At 73.0% G+C, this 13,942-nt stretch carries 14 protein-coding genes and 1 pseudogene; 14 read left to right on the top strand and 1 reads right to left on the bottom strand.

Going from position 1 to position 13,942, the window contains the following annotated elements; genetic code table 11:
* From AE652_RS19805 to mutM, 10 genes and pseudogenes are all read left to right on the top strand, one after another.
* Positions 1 to 534, top strand: a pseudogene (locus AE652_RS19805) (dihydroxyacetone kinase); the annotation flags it as partial.
* A 62-nt stretch (positions 535 to 596) separates the two neighbouring features.
* Complete coding sequence (gene recG, locus AE652_RS19810; RefSeq protein WP_049653377.1) at positions 597 to 2,813, top strand: ATP-dependent DNA helicase RecG; 2,217 nt, start codon at positions 597 to 599, stop codon at positions 2,811 to 2,813.
* A gap of 115 nt (positions 2,814 to 2,928) precedes the next feature.
* Positions 2,929 to 3,462 carry a hypothetical protein gene (locus AE652_RS19815; RefSeq protein ID WP_049653379.1) on the top strand — a complete coding sequence of 178 codons (534 nt, stop codon included), beginning with the start codon at positions 2,929 to 2,931 and terminating at the stop codon, positions 3,460 to 3,462.
* Positions 3,463 to 3,628: 166 nt separating this feature from the next.
* Positions 3,629 to 4,213, top strand: coding sequence for a 16S rRNA (guanine(966)-N(2))-methyltransferase RsmD (gene rsmD / locus AE652_RS19820; RefSeq protein ID WP_049653380.1), 585 nt, complete (start codon positions 3,629 to 3,631; stop codon positions 4,211 to 4,213).
* A 49-nt stretch (positions 4,214 to 4,262) separates the two neighbouring features.
* The gene (gene coaD, locus AE652_RS19825) at positions 4,263 to 4,754 is read left to right on the top strand and encodes a pantetheine-phosphate adenylyltransferase (RefSeq protein ID WP_049653382.1); all 492 of its coding nucleotides are present in this window, start codon (positions 4,263 to 4,265) and stop codon (positions 4,752 to 4,754) included.
* A gap of 187 nt (positions 4,755 to 4,941) precedes the next feature.
* Positions 4,942 to 6,162: an ATP synthase F0 subunit B gene (locus AE652_RS19830; protein WP_049653383.1), complete on the top strand. Its 1,221-nt coding sequence runs from the start codon at positions 4,942 to 4,944 to the stop codon at positions 6,160 to 6,162.
* A gap of 174 nt (positions 6,163 to 6,336) precedes the next feature.
* Positions 6,337 to 6,981, top strand: a complete 645-nt coding sequence (locus AE652_RS19835) for a DUF177 domain-containing protein (protein ID WP_049653386.1) — start codon at positions 6,337 to 6,339, stop codon at positions 6,979 to 6,981.
* A gap of 2 nt (positions 6,982 to 6,983) precedes the next feature.
* A complete protein-coding gene (rpmF, locus tag AE652_RS44110) occupies positions 6,984 to 7,157 on the top strand; it encodes a 50S ribosomal protein L32 (RefSeq protein WP_030056747.1) in 174 nt (57 codons plus the stop codon).
* A gap of 20 nt (positions 7,158 to 7,177) precedes the next feature.
* Positions 7,178 to 7,969 (top strand): ribonuclease III, encoded by a 792-nt coding sequence (gene rnc / locus AE652_RS19840; protein WP_049653387.1) that lies wholly within the window; start codon positions 7,178 to 7,180, stop codon positions 7,967 to 7,969.
* Between the two features lie 54 nt (positions 7,970 to 8,023).
* Positions 8,024 to 8,902: a bifunctional DNA-formamidopyrimidine glycosylase/DNA-(apurinic or apyrimidinic site) lyase gene (mutM, locus tag AE652_RS19845; protein WP_049653390.1), complete on the top strand. Its 879-nt coding sequence runs from the start codon at positions 8,024 to 8,026 to the stop codon at positions 8,900 to 8,902.
* 6 nt (positions 8,903 to 8,908) lie between these two features.
* Here the strand turns inward: mutM and AE652_RS19850 are convergent, their stop codons facing one another.
* Positions 8,909 to 9,829 carry a hypothetical protein gene (locus AE652_RS19850; RefSeq protein WP_049653392.1) on the bottom strand — a complete coding sequence of 307 codons (921 nt, stop codon included), beginning with the start codon at positions 9,827 to 9,829 and terminating at the stop codon, positions 8,909 to 8,911.
* 319 nt (positions 9,830 to 10,148) lie between these two features.
* Here AE652_RS19850 and AE652_RS19855 point away from each other — a divergent pair, with 319 nt between their 5' ends.
* The 4 genes from AE652_RS19855 to AE652_RS19870 form a co-directional block, all read left to right on the top strand.
* Positions 10,149 to 11,501, top strand: coding sequence for a hypothetical protein (locus AE652_RS19855; RefSeq protein ID WP_049653394.1), 1,353 nt, complete (start codon positions 10,149 to 10,151; stop codon positions 11,499 to 11,501).
* 137 nt (positions 11,502 to 11,638) lie between these two features.
* The gene (locus tag AE652_RS19860; protein WP_049653395.1) at positions 11,639 to 11,938 is read left to right on the top strand and encodes an acylphosphatase; all 300 of its coding nucleotides are present in this window, start codon (positions 11,639 to 11,641) and stop codon (positions 11,936 to 11,938) included.
* A gap of 424 nt (positions 11,939 to 12,362) precedes the next feature.
* On the top strand, positions 12,363 to 12,566 hold the full coding sequence (locus AE652_RS19865; protein ID WP_045702518.1) for a hypothetical protein: 204 nt from the start codon (positions 12,363 to 12,365) through the stop codon (positions 12,564 to 12,566).
* Positions 12,567 to 12,720: 154 nt separating this feature from the next.
* Positions 12,721 to 13,942 (top strand): chromosome segregation SMC family protein (locus tag AE652_RS19870; protein ID WP_049653397.1); only part of this gene is annotated, 1,222 nt, incomplete at its 3' end.

Below are 13,942 nucleotides of genomic sequence, written 5' to 3' on the forward strand. Positions count from 1 at the left end.
CGCCGCTCGGCCGCCCGCGAGGTCGTCCTGCTGCTCAACGACCCCGAGCTGCGCGCCGCCGCCGGGGCCGCCGCCGACCAGCTGCGCGAGGAAGGGGTGCGGATCGCCGTCCTGCCCACCCGCTCGCCGGTGCAGGGGCTGGCCGCGCTCGCGGTGCACGAGGGCGGCCGCCGCTTCGACGAGGACGTCGTCGCCATGACCTCCGCCGCCGGCGCCACCCGCTACGCGGAGCTGGCCGTCGCCGAGGGGGAGTCCTGGACGATGGCGGGGGTCTGCCAGGCCGGGGACGTGCTCGGGCTGATCGACGGCGACGTCGCGGTGATCGGCGCCGGGCTGGCCGAGGTCGGCGAGAGCGTGCTGGACCGGATGCTCGGGGCCGGCGGCGAACTCGTCACCCTGGTCCTCGGCGGCGGCACCGACGAGGCGCTCGCCGACCGGCTGGTCGCCCACGTCCGGCACCGGCGGCCCGAGGTGGACGCGGTGGTCTTCCACGGCGGGCAGGAACCGGCACCGCTGCTCATCGGGGTGGAGTAGGGGCCGGAGCGGGGGCCGCCCCTGACCCGGTTTGTCGGCCCGGTGGTGTAAACAAGGCGCTGATGGGCGCTCTCGATGAACCACTGACCAAGCTCGTCGGCGACCGCACCGCGAAGGTGCTCGCCGACAGCCTCAAGCTGCGCACGGTCGGGGACCTGCTGCACCACTACCCGCGCCGCTACGTCGAGCGCGGCCAGCTCACCAGCCTGGACGAGCTGGAGGTCGACGAGCACGTCACCGTGCTGGCCCGGATCGAGAAGGTCACCCTGATCCCGTTCCGCGGCCGCAAGGGCGACCGGCTGGAGGTGGTCGTCACCGACGGCCGCAGCCGGCTCTCGCTGGTCTTCTTCAACCAGGGCTGGCGGCAGAAGGAGCTCAGGGCCGGCGCCCAGGGCCTGTTCGCGGGCAAGGTCGGGGTCTTCAACCGGACCCGCCAGCTGGTCTCGCCGGACTACCAGCTGCTCGACGAGGACGCCGGCTCCGACGCCGCGCGGCAGTTCGCCGGCCGGCTCATCCCGGTGTACGGCGCCAGCGCGCAGATGCCCAGCTGGAAGCTGTCGATCTGCGTCGAGACGGCACTCACCAAGCACCTCGGCGACGTCGGCGAACCGCTGCCCGCCGAACTGCGCGAGCGGCACGACCTGATCCCGCTGCCCGAGGCGCTGGAGCTGATCCACCGTCCGCGCGGCCACGCCGACCGCGAGCGCGCCCAGAGCCGGCTGCGCTGGGACGAGGCCTTCGTGCTCCAGGTCGCCCTCGCGCAGCGCCGGGCCGCCGACTCCGCCCTGCCCGCCAAGCCGCGCGCGGCCCGCGAGGGCGGCCTGCTGGACGCCTTCGACGCCCGGCTGCCGTTCACCCTCACCGAGGGGCAGCGGAAGGTCTCCGCCGAGATCGCCGCCGACCTCGCCACCGACCACCCGATGCACCGCCTCCTCCAGGGCGAGGTCGGCTCCGGCAAGACCCTGGTCGCGCTGCGCGCCATGCTCGCCGTGGTGGACGCGGGCGGCCAGGCGGTGCTGCTGGCGCCCACCGAGGTGCTCGCCCAGCAGCACCACCGCTCGGTCGTCGAGATGATGGGGGACCTCGCCGAGGGCGGCATGCTCGGCGGCTCCGACCTCGGCACCCGGGTGGTGCTGCTGACCGGCTCGATGGGCGTCCCGGCCCGCCGCCAGGCGCTGCTCGACATGGCGTGCGGGGACGCCGGGATCGCCATCGGCACCCATGCGCTGATCGAGGACAAGGTGCAGTTCCAGGACCTCGGCCTGGTCGTGGTGGACGAGCAGCACCGCTTCGGCGTCGAGCAGCGGGACGCGCTGCGGGCCAAGGGCGAGCAGCCGCCGCACCTGCTGGTGATGACCGCCACCCCGATCCCGCGCACCGTCGCGATGACGGTCTTCGGGGACCTGGAGACCTCCGTCCTGGACCAGCTGCCGGCCGGCCGCTCGCCGATCTCCACCCACGTCGTCCCGGCGCTGGAGAAGCCCAACTTCCTCACCCGGGCCTGGGAGCGGGTCCGCGAGGAGGTCGCCAAGGGCCACCAGGCGTACGTGGTCTGCCCCCGGATCGGGGACGAGGAGCCGGCGGCCGACCCGAAGAAGAAGCGCAAGGCCGCCGAGGACGGCTTCGAGGAGGTCGCCGACGCGGGCGCGGAGAGCGACGAGCGGCGGCCGCCGCTCTCGGTGGTGGAGACGGCCGAGAAGCTGGCGAAGGGCCCGCTGAGCGGCCTGCGGGTGGAGATCCTGCACGGCCGGCTCGCGCCGGAGGCCAAGGACGAGGTGATGCGCCGCTTCACGGCCGGCGAGGTGGACGTGCTGGGCGCCACCACGGTGATCGAGGTCGGCGTCAACGTCCCCAACTCCACCGCGATGGTCATCATGGACGCCGACCGCTTCGGCGTCTCCCAGCTGCACCAGCTGCGCGGCCGGGTCGGCCGCGGCAGCGCGCCGGGCCTGTGCCTGCTGGTCAGCGAGATGCCCGCGGGCAGCGCCGCGCGGGCCCGGCTGGACGCGGTGGCGGGCACCCTGGACGGCTTCGAGCTGTCCCGGATCGACCTCGAACAGCGCCGCGAGGGCGACGTGCTGGGCCAGGCCCAGTCCGGGGTGAAGTCCTCGCTCAAGGTGCTCTCGGTGCTGGAGGACGAGGAGGTCATCCTCACCGCCCGCACCGAGGCCACCCGCCTCGTCGCCGAGGACCCGGACCTGGCCGCCCACCCGGAGCTGCGCACCGCGCTGGAGAGCCTGCTCGACGAGGACCGCGCGGCCTACATGGAGAAGGGCTGAGCCGCCTCCGGACGGGCCGCGCGGCCCCGGAATTGTCAGACCCCCGGGAGAGAATGAAGGTGTTCAGGGCGCACCCCCAAGGTGCGTTCCTGGCACGACACTTGGGGGTCAAGCCATGGCATTCCGTCATCTCAACGAGCTCCCGCTGGGCGACAAGGTCTTCCGGATCGAACTCGCCAGCGACGACGACCGCGAGGTCACCCTCACCCTGACCGGCTGGCGCGAGGGGGCGGCCGCCGCACCGCTCGCCTCGGGCAAGCTCCGCCTGCCGGTCGAGGACGTCGCCTCGCTGCGGATCGCGCTCAACCGCGCGCTGCGGGCGCTGGCGATCGTCGCCGACGTCTCCGAGCCCATCCCCGACCGCGACGTGCTGCGCGAGCTGTACCCCGGCCACGGCGCCCCCTGGGTGCCGCAGCACGAGGAGGAGCTGGTCCGGCGCTTCCACGACGGCGAGACCGTCGCCCGGATCGCCGCCCGCTTCGGCCGCACCCCCGACTCCGTCCGGACCAAGCTGCGCGAGCTCGGGCACGACCCGCGCCGCCCCGAGTTCTGCCCGCCCGACGGCTGCCTGTCCTGGTCCCGCTACGCCTCGCCGGCCCTGCTCGGCGCGAGCGTCCCGGCCCAGTCGGCGGGCTCCGAGGCGAGCTGACCACCCGAGTGCGCGGCCGCGGCCCGGTGGGGGATTCCCCGCCGGGCCGCGGCCGTCCGGCATGGGCGCGCGCCCGTCCGGCGTGGGCGCGCGCCCGTCCGGCGTGAGCGCGGTGCGGTGATCGGGATAGCGTGGTCGGGCAGCGACGAAAGGACCTCCCACCACCATGACCCGCGTGATCGCCGGGGCGGCCGGCGGCCGCCGGCTGGCCGTACCGCCCGGCCGGGGCACCCGCCCGACCTCCGACAAGGCCCGTGAGGCGATGTTCTCCACCCTGGAGGCGCTGCGCGGCACCCTGCACGGGGTCCGGATGCTGGACCTGTTCGGCGGATCCGGCGCGGTCGGGCTGGAGGCGCTGTCCCGCGGCGCCGAGCACGTCCTGCTGGTCGAGGCGGACGCCCAGGCGGCCCGGGTGATCCGGGAGAACGTCCGGACGATCGGCCTGCCGGGGGCCGAGGTGCGGGCCGCCAAGGCGGAGAAGGTGATCGTCGGCCCGCCCCCGCAGAGCCCGTACGACCTGGTCTTCCTCGACCCGCCGTACGCGGTCACCGACGAGGAGGTCCGCGAGATGCTGATCACACTCCTGGCCGGGGGCTGGCTCGCGGAGGACACGCTCGTCACCGTGGAGCGCAGCACCCGCGGCGGCGGGTTCGTCTGGCCCGAGGGTTTCGAGGAGCTGCGCTCCCGCCGTTACGGCGAGGGCACGCTCTGGTACGGTCGCGCCGCCGCCGCGGCCGGCGAGCAGGAGTAGCGGGCCGCGGCCCGCAGCAGCCGTCACCCCACGAGGGAGCACACACGCCATGCGCCGAGCCGTCTGTCCCGGTTCGTTCGACCCGATCACCAACGGCCACCTCGACATCATCGAGCGGGCCTCGAAGCTGTACGACGTGGTGCATGTCGCGGTCCTGATCAACCGGAACAAGCAGGGCATGTTCACCGTCGAGGAGCGGATCGGCCTGATCGAGGAGGTCACCGCCGGCTTCGGGAACGTGGTGGTCGAGTCGCACCACGGCCTGCTGGTGGACTACTGCCGGGAGCGCGGCATCCCCGCGATCATCAAGGGCCTGCGCGCGGTCAGCGACTTCGACTACGAGCTCCAGATGGCCCAGATGAACCACGGGCTGACCGGGGTGGAGACGCTGTTCGTGCCGACCTCGCCGACGTACAGCTTCCTCTCCTCGACGCTGGTCAAGGAGGTCGCCTCGTACGGGGGCGACGTCTCGCACCTGCTGCCGGAGACGGTGCACGGCCGGCTGGTCGAGCGGATCGCGGAGCGCAAGGCGGCGCAGTAGTCCACTGCCTGTCGGTTCCTGCCGGTTCGTCACGTCATGTCCGTTTGCCCGGAGACCGGTTCGGCTCAGGCGTTGTGACCCCGCTGGGCAGTGGCCGTACAGTCTGTATCCCTGCCCCGCGGTGAGGTTCACCGCGTCGGGCCTGCCTCCGCCGGACCGTCGGCGGCACACGGAAAGACGAAGCCCCGTGGACGTGCAGAACAAGGTCGACGAGATCGTGGCGGCGGTCGAGAACGCCCGCTCGATGCCGATGTCGGCCTCCTGCGTGGTGAACCGGGCCGAGCTGATCGGCCTGCTCAACGACCTCAGGTCGGCCCTGCCCGCCGAACTCGCCCAGGCCCAGTCGGTGATGGCCGACCACGAGCAGGTGGTGGCCGGCGCCCAGGCCGAGGCGGACCTGATCATCCAGGGCGCGCACGCCGAGCGCGGCTCGCTGATCTCGGACACCGAGGTGGTCCGCCAGGCCCAGGCGCAGGCCGACCGGATCCTCGCCGAGGCGCGTGCGGAGGTCGACGCCAAGCTGGCCGAGGCCGACGACTACGTGGACAGCAAGCTCGCCAACTTCGAGGTCGTGCTCACCAAGACGCTCGGCGCCGTCGGCCGCGGCCGCACCAAGCTGCGCGGCGACTCCAGCGTCTTCGAGGCCGAGCCCGAGGGCGAGAGCGACGGCGAGGAGTTCCGCCCGCAGCGGATCAGCCCGAGCCCCGAGGTCGACGAGTACGTCGATGTGAAGCTCGCCACCCTGGAGAACGTGCTCGGCGCCACCCTGGAGGCGGTCGGCAAAGGCCGGGACAAGCTGCTCGGCAAGCGGCCCATCGACGAGCTGGGCGCCTACCTGGCCGCCGCCGACCAGGCCCAGGAGGCCAAGGAGCGCGCCGAGGCCGTGGCCGCGGGCTTCGCCCACGACCCCGACGGCGGGGACATCGCCTGGTACCGCGAGGACGTCCCGCAGCAGCAGACCTGGCCGGAGCAGACCCCGGCCGCGGCCGGCTGGCAGGCCCCCGGCACCGACCAGTACGCGGCCGCCCAGCAGCCCGGCGGGCAGTACGCCGAGGTGTACGGCGGCGGCTACGACCCGGCCGGCCAGGGGGACCCGTACAACACCCAGTGGGGCCAGCAGCAGGGCGGCTACCAGCAGCAGGGCTACCCGGACCAGCGGCAGGAGGGCTACGGCTATCCCCAGCAGCAGCCGGGCTACGCCGCGCAGCCGTACGACGACTACGCCTACCCCCAGCAGCCCGCCCTCCCGCCGGCCGTGCCGCACCAGCAGCAGGGGCACGGGCAGGCCCAGGGTCACGGACAGGCGCAGGGCCACGGACAGGCCCAGGGCCAGGGGCTGGACGAGACCAGCTTCTTCGACACCAGCATGATCGACATGACCAGGCTGCGGGAGCTCGGCGGCCGCTGAACCGGCCCCGCCGCGACGGTGCGGGAGTCTCCTGACGGGACCGAAGTTGGGCCTGACGGGAGACTCCGGTAGTCTGACCACTCCGGCCTCTCCATGTCCGGCTGTTGGCTTGCCCGCGCAACGCCGACCGGACGGAGACGCAATCGAAGAACCCCCCATGGAAGTCAGGACACCGTGAACCGCCTCGACCACCGCGACCCCCTCGTGTTCGACACGCACGAGCTCGGTCGTCGCCCGGGCTCGATGCGCAAGGTGAGCCGGACCCTGGAGGCCCCCGAGGGCTTCGGGATCATCGACGTGATCGGCGTGCCGGAGAAGAGCCCGATCGAGCTGGACCTCCGCCTGGAGTCCGTGGTCGAGGGCGTGCTGGTCACCGGCACGGCCGAGGCGGGCGTCGAGGGCGAGTGCGTCCGCTGCCTGGAGCCCGTCGAGTTCGACATCGATGTGGACTTCCAGGAGCTGTACTACTACCCGGAGTCCGACGAGCGCCACCGCGCCCGGACCACCGGGACCGAGGACCTCGACGAGGACTCGGAAGAAGAGACTTACCGTCTGGAGGGCGACTTCTTCGACCTCCGGCCGGTGCTGCGTGACGCGGTGGTGCTCGCACTGCCGCTGCAGCCGGTGTGCCAGGAAGACTGCCTGGGCCTGTGCTCCGAATGCGGAGCGCGCCTGAGCGACGACCCGGCGCACCACCACGATGCCGCCGACCCCCGGTGGGCGGCTCTGCAGGGACTCTCCGCCGCCCCCGGCGACGAGGGTGACGGATCTAAGAACAGCGACACCCGTGAGGGTCTCGCCGAGAACCAGGAGAAGTAGCCGTGGCTGTTCCGAAGCGGAAGATGTCGCGCAGCAACACGCGCCACCGTCGGTCCAACTGGAAGGCCGTTGTTCCGGCCCTCGTGGCGTGCGACCGCTGCCACGAGCCGAAGCTGGGCCACATCGCGTGCCCGAGCTGCGGCACGTACAACCGTCGCCAGGTCCTCTCGGTCTGATCGGCGGGGTGTACGGATCGATGTCGGACGGTAACTCCACCCGCAAGGCGACCATCGCCCCGAAGGGTTCCTCTTCGGGCGGCGGCAAGGCCGGCGGGCCGGCTTCGACCGAATACGACGTTCTGGAAGGGCGCCTCGGGTACACGCTCGAGCGCGCCCTTCTGGTACGTGCCCTGACCCACCGCTCGTACGCGTACGAGAACGGTGGGCTGCCCACCAACGAGCGCCTGGAGTTCCTCGGCGACTCGGTGCTGGGCCTCGTGGTGACCGACACCCTCTACCGCGTCCACCCGGACGTCCCGGAGGGCACGCTCGCCAAGCTGCGCGCCGCGGTGGTCAACTCCCGCGCGCTCGCGGACGTCGGCCGCGGCCTGGAGCTCGGCACGTTCATCCGCCTCGGCAAGGGCGAGGAGGGTACCGGCGGCCGCGACAAGTCGTCGATCCTCGCCGACACCGTCGAGGCCGTGATCGGCGCCATCTACCTGGACCAGGGACTGGACGCGGCCACCGAGTTCGTCCACCGGCTGTTCGACCCGCTGATCGAGGAGTCCTCTCAGCTCGGCGCCGGCCTGGACTGGAAGACCAGCCTCCAGGAGCTCACCGCCTCGGTGGGCATCGGAGTGCCGGAGTACGTGGTCATGGAGTCCGGTCCGGACCACGAGAAGACCTTCACCGCGGCGGCCCGGGTGGCCGGCGAGGACTTCGGCAGCGGCGTCGGCCGCTCGAAGAAGGAAGCCGAGCAGAAGGCCGCCGAGAGCGCCTGGCGCGCGATCAAGGAGAAGTACGCCGACCGGCTGCCCGCCGGCGCGTGATCCCGCAGTAGCCTTCACTCCTGCTGATCCGTACCGAGCAGGAGGCGTGTTCCCGTGCCCGAACTTCCCGAGGTCGAGGTCGTCCGCCGTGGTCTGGCCACCTGGGTGGCCGGACGGACGGTCGCCGACGTCCAGGTGCTGCACCCGCGCGCGGTGCGCCGCCAGCCGGCCGGCGCGGCGGACTTCACCGCCCGGCTGACCGGCACCACCCTCGGCACCGCGCAGCGGCGCGGCAAGTACCTGTGGGTGCCGCTGGCCGGCACCGGGGCGGGGTTCTCGCTGATCGGCCACCTCGGGATGAGCGGCCAACTCCTCGTCCAGGACCCGTCCGTACCCGACGAGACCCACCTGCGGGTCCGGCTGCGCTTCGCCGACGGCGGGCGCGAACTGCGCTTCGTCGACCAGCGGACCTTCGGCGGCCTGGCGGTCGAGGAGGCCGAGGACGGGGACCCGGAGGGCACCCCGGTCTCGATCGCGCACATCGCCCGCGACCCGCTCGACGCGCGCTTCGACGACGCCGCCTTCGTGGCCGCGCTGCGCGCCAAGCGGACCACCGTCAAGCGCGCCCTGCTCGACCAGACCCTGATCAGCGGCGTCGGCAACATCTACGCCGACGAGGCGCTGTGGCGCTCCAGGCTGCACTACGACCGCCCGACCGCGACGCTCACCCGCCCGCAGGCCCTGCTGCTGCTGGCCAACGCCCGGGACGTGATGAGCGCGGCGCTCGCCGTCGGCGGCACCAGCTTCGACAGCCTCTACGTCAACGTGAACGGCGAGAGCGGCTACTTCTCCCGGGACCTCGACGCCTACGGCCGCGAGCAGGAGCCCTGCCGCCGCTGCGGCACCCCGATCCGGCGGGCGGCCTGGATGAACCGCTCCAGCTACTTCTGCCCCCGCTGCCAGCGCGTGCCGCGCGCCCGCAGCGAGGGCTGAGGCGGGCTACTTCCGGGCGAGTTCGGGTTCGTCGGCGGCCGGTTCCCCGGGTGTGCCGTGGGTGTCCTGGCCGAAGTAGGCGACCCCGACCGCGGCGACCACCGCCAGCAGGAAGCCGATCACGCCGAGCCAGCCCAGGCCGGCCTTGGAGGAGTCGCCGAGCCAGAGCACGCCGACCGCGCCGGGCAGCACCGTCTCGCCGACCACCAGCGCGGCGGTCGCGCCGTTCACCGAGCCGATCTGGAGCGCCACGGTGTGGATGTACATGCCGCCGATGCCGCCGACCAGGACCGCGTACAGCGCCGGGTCGGAGAGCAGCTCGCCGAGCGCGAACGGCTCGATGCCGTTGAGGATGCGCACCCCGACGCCCAGGGCGCCGAAGCCGAGGCCGGAGAGCAGACCGGCGACGATCGCGCCGTTGGCGCCCATCCGCCGCACCAGCAGGCTGCCGCCGACCAGCAGCACGGTGGTGACGATCAGCAGCCACCAGTGGAAGGCCATCGCGGTGTGGTGGCCGCCCTCCGGCCCGGCCGAGACGGCCAGCAGCACCAGCGCCGAGCAGAGCACGGCGATCGAGGCCCACTCCAGCTGCTTGAGCCGGATGCCCAGCAGCTTGATGCTGAGCACCGCGGTGATCACCAGGTTGGCGCTGATGATGGTCTGGGAGAGGAACAGCGGCAGCAGCCGGGCGGCCAGCGCGCCGAGCCCGAAGCCGATCAGGTCGAGCACCGTGCCGAGGATGAACTCCCAGGTGACGGCGGCCTTCGCGGTCGAGGACAGGCTCGGGCCGCCGTGCTCGGTGGTCGAGCTGGTGGCGCCCTTGGCCGCCTCCTCCCGGGCGGAGCGGCGGGATCCGACAGCCTGGAGGACCGAGCCGGTGCCGTAGCAGGCGGATGCCGCCACGGCGGTGACGAGGCCGATGATCACCGAGAACTCCGATCGGGAGGTGGGTCGAGAACGGTCTGGGTAAAGAAAGGGCAATGGGACCGGTGGTCCGGGACCACTATGCCCGCCCGCACGGTACGGTCGGCACGCCCCCCGGAGTGCCCCGGAGCGGGGCCGGGCCTGCCGGGACGTACGTTCGGCGGCCTCCCGCGGTTCCCGCGCGGGCCCCGACTCAGGGGTGACCGGGGGAAACATCATCCCCGAGGAGGGGGCGGCCCCGGCGGTCGGCGGGGAGTCTTGTCAGTACCAGTATGCGAAGGGTATGGCGTGCTCAGGGGCCGGTCACGGTAGCGTCGGGGGCATGAGAACCCTTGCACGACGTTCCCGGGGCGCCGGGCCGCTAGCCCTGGTGGCGGCGCTGCTCGGGCTGCTGCTCCTGCTGGCACCCGCGGCCTCGGCGGCCGGCGGCCTGAGCGACGCCACCGCCGCCCTGAAGAAGGGCCAGGTCTACGTCGACCCGGCCATGACCAGCCGCTTCAGCCAGGCCCAGGCCGACGCCCTGACCAAGAAGATCGACAAGGCCGACAAGCCGATCTTCGTCGCGGTCGTCCCCGACTCGCCGGCCTTCGCCAAGGCGACGGTCTTCAAGGACCTCCGCACCACGGTCGGCGTCGACGGCGTCTACGCGGTCTGGCGCGGTGACCAGTTCACCGCCCGCGCCGACCGCGGCGCGCTCGCCGCCGGCGTCCCGGAGCGGATCTCCGGCGCGGCCTTCCGCTCCCACAACGGCGACATCGACGCGACCCTGAACGACTTCGTCGACCAGGCCGCCCCGCAGACCAAGGGCACCGGGGTCAACCACAGCACCTCGATCGCCTGGGTGGTCATCCCGGTGGTGCTGGTCGCGCTGGCCGGCGCCGGCGTCTTCCTCCTGTTCCGCCGCGCCAAGCAGCGCAAGGAGGCGCAGGCCCGGGCCGAGCTGGAGCAGCTGCGCCGGGTGGTGGACGAGGACATCACCGCCTTCGGCGTGGAGCTGGAGCGGCTCGACTTCAGCCCGGCCGCGGCCGACGCGGACGACGCCCAGCGCACCGACTACAGCCACGCCCTGGACTCGTACGAGAAGTCCAAGCGGCTGATGGACGAGGCGAAGAAGCCCGAGGACGTCAAGCAGGTCACCGAGGCGATCGAGGACGGCCGCTTCTCGCTGGCCACCCTGGCCGCCCGGCGGGAGAGGAAGCCGCTGCCCGAGCGCCGTCCCCCGTGCTTCATGGACCCGCGGCACGGCCCGTCCGTCAAGGACGTGGACTGGACTCCGGCCGGCGGCGCCGCGCGCACCGTCCCGGTCTGCCAGGCCGACGCGGACCGGCTCGCGGCCGGCCTCGACCCGGCGATCCGCACCGTCGACACCGAGCACGGCCCGCAGCCGTACTGGAACGCCGGCCCGGCGTACGCGCCCTGGGCGGGCGGCTACTTCGGCGGCTTCGGTGGCGGCGGCCTGCTGCCGGGCCTGCTGGTCGGCACCATGCTCGGCTCGATGATGAGCTCCCCGGCCTACGCGGCCGCGCCGATGATGGACGGTGGCCACGGCTACCAGGACCAGCACGAGGGCGGTGACTTCACCGGCGGCGACTTCAACGGCGGCGACTTCGGCGGGTTCGGCGGCGGTGGCGACTTCGGTGGTGGCGGCGGCGACTTCGGCGGCGGGGACTGGTAACCCGCTCGACCGACCGCACGCTCCCGCGGCCCCGCCGGTTCTCCGGCGGGGCCGCTCCCGTTCGCGCGGGGGCGTCGTCCGCGGAGGCGGGCCGGGGCCGAGCTGTGACCGGGAGCGCGGACGGCTAGGGTCGGGGCATGCACGGTCGCGACGCCCACAGTGAGGAACCGGTCCGGGTGACCGCCTGGGTCCGGGGGAAGGTCCAGCAGGTCGGGTTCCGCTGGTGGACCAGGGCACGGGCGCTGGAGATCGGACTGAGCGGCTACGCCAGCAACCTCGGCGACGGCCGGGTGCAGGTGGTGGCCGAGGGGCTCGCGGCCGACTGCGAGCAGCTGCTGGCCCGGCTGCGCGGCCCGGGGACCCCGGGGAACGTCAGCGGGGTCACCGAGATCTGGACGGCCGTCGGCCCTGGCTACGAGGGTTTCGAGATCCGCTGAGCCGCGCCGGGCCGGGCCGCCGGCGGTGCTCCGCGCGGGCTCCCGGGAAAAGATCCGGAACCGGCGGTGTCACGAGGTTGCCATCCGGGCAGACTCGTGGTTGACTCCGCATCGAACGATGATCCACGAGCACGCGGTGGACCCGTCCCGAAGCCCCCCAGGCGTGATGACACCGCCGGGCAGGTGACAGGGGCGCGGTAGCGTGCGGTGATCGTGTTGACCCTTTCCGTCTTTGGTGAGACGCTGGAAGCCCGCGCACACGACCGCGTTCTCCCGGTAGGCGCATGCCCCCGTGAGCCCAGCTCACGGTGGTTGTGCCGCAGTGCCCAGCCAGCACTTCCGGTGACGCGCCGCGCGTGCGTCCCCCTTCCCCCTAGACCTGTACCGTTCCGGTTCGGTCACTCAGCGTGGAGGACCATTCATCATGGCAAAGGCGCTTCTCGGGTACGTCGGCGGCCCCGACCCGCGAATGCTCTCCGAGATGCGACGGCTTCAGCAGCGCGTCCAGGACCTTGAAGCGGAGCTCCTTCGGATGCAGGCTGAGAACGACGCTCTCACCGCTGTCGCTGACGAGCACTCGCTGCTCAACAGCATCGATCTGGATCAGCGGGAGCCGGCTCTCACCTGAGTCCCGCCCGGTCCTCGCAGATCGACGCCGTTGCGCACCGAGCCGCCCCGAAAGGGACGCAGCTTGCAAGGGACGCCCTGATGTGGCGTCCCTTCGTCGTGTCCGGCTCCGGATACAGTCGGTTCCCGTCTGAGCGATAGAGGGGACCGGCCGCGTGCACCTGAAGAGTCTGACGCTGCGCGGGTTCAAGTCCTTCGCCTCCAGCACCACCCTGCGCTTCGAGCCCGGCATCACCTGCGTCGTCGGCCCGAACGGCTCCGGCAAGTCGAACGTGGTCGACGCGCTGTCCTGGGTGATGGGCGAGCAGGGGGCCAAGTCGCTGCGCGGCGGCAAGATGGAGGACGTCATCTTCGCCGGGACCAGCGGGCGCGCCCCGCTCGGCCGGGCCGAGGTCAGCCTCACCATCGACAACACCGACGGCGCCCTGCCGATCGACTACTCCGAGGTGACCATCACCCGGACCATGTTCCGCAACGGCGGCAGCGAGTACGCCCTCAACGGTGAGACCTGCCGCCTGCTGGACATCCAGGAGCTGCTCTCCGACTCCGGCATCGGCCGCGAGATGCACGTCATCGTCGGGCAGGGCCAGCTGGACTCCGTGCTGCACGCCGACCCGATGGGCCGGCGCGCCTTCATCGAGGAGGCGGCCGGCGTCCTCAAGCACCGCAAGCGCAAGGAGAAGGCGCTGCGGAAGCTGGACGCGATGCAGGCCAACCTCAACCGGGTCCAGGACCTGGTGGCCGAACTGCGCCGCCAGCTCGGACCGCTCGGCCGGCAGGCCCGGATCGCCCGTCGGGCCGCCGGCATCCAGGCCGACCTGCGCGACGCCCGGCTGCGGCTGCTCGCCGACGACCTGTGCGCGCTCCGCCGGGCCGTCGAGGCCGAGGTCGCGGACGAACTGGCGCTGCGGCTGCGCCGCACCACCGTCGAGCAGGAGCTGGCCCGGGCGGTGCAGCGCGAACGCGTCCTGGAGGCGCAGGTCGAGCAGCTCGGCCCCGGACTGGAGACCGCCCGGCAGACCTGGTACCGGCTCTCCGCGCTCGCCGAGCGCACCCGCGGCACCGTCGGGCTGGCCGAGGCCCGCGCCCGGCACGCCGTCGCCGGGGGCCGGGGCGAGGAGCGGCGCGGGCGCGACCCGGAGGACACGGAACGGGAGGCCGCGCGGGTCCGTGAGGAGGAGGCCGCGCTGACCGAGGCGCTGGAGGAGGCGCGGTACGCGCTGGCCGAGGCGGTCGAGCGCAAGGACGGACTGGAGCGGGAGCTGGCCGCCGAGGAGCGCCGGCTGCGGGACGCCGCCCGGGCCATCGCCGACCGCCGGGAGGGCCTGGCCAGGCTGCAGGGCCAGGCCGCCGCCGCCCGGTCCAGGGCCGCCGCCG

This window comes from Kitasatospora sp. MY 5-36, from assembly GCF_001182915.1.
Classification (GTDB): Bacteria; Actinomycetota; Actinomycetes; order Streptomycetales; family Streptomycetaceae; genus Kitasatospora.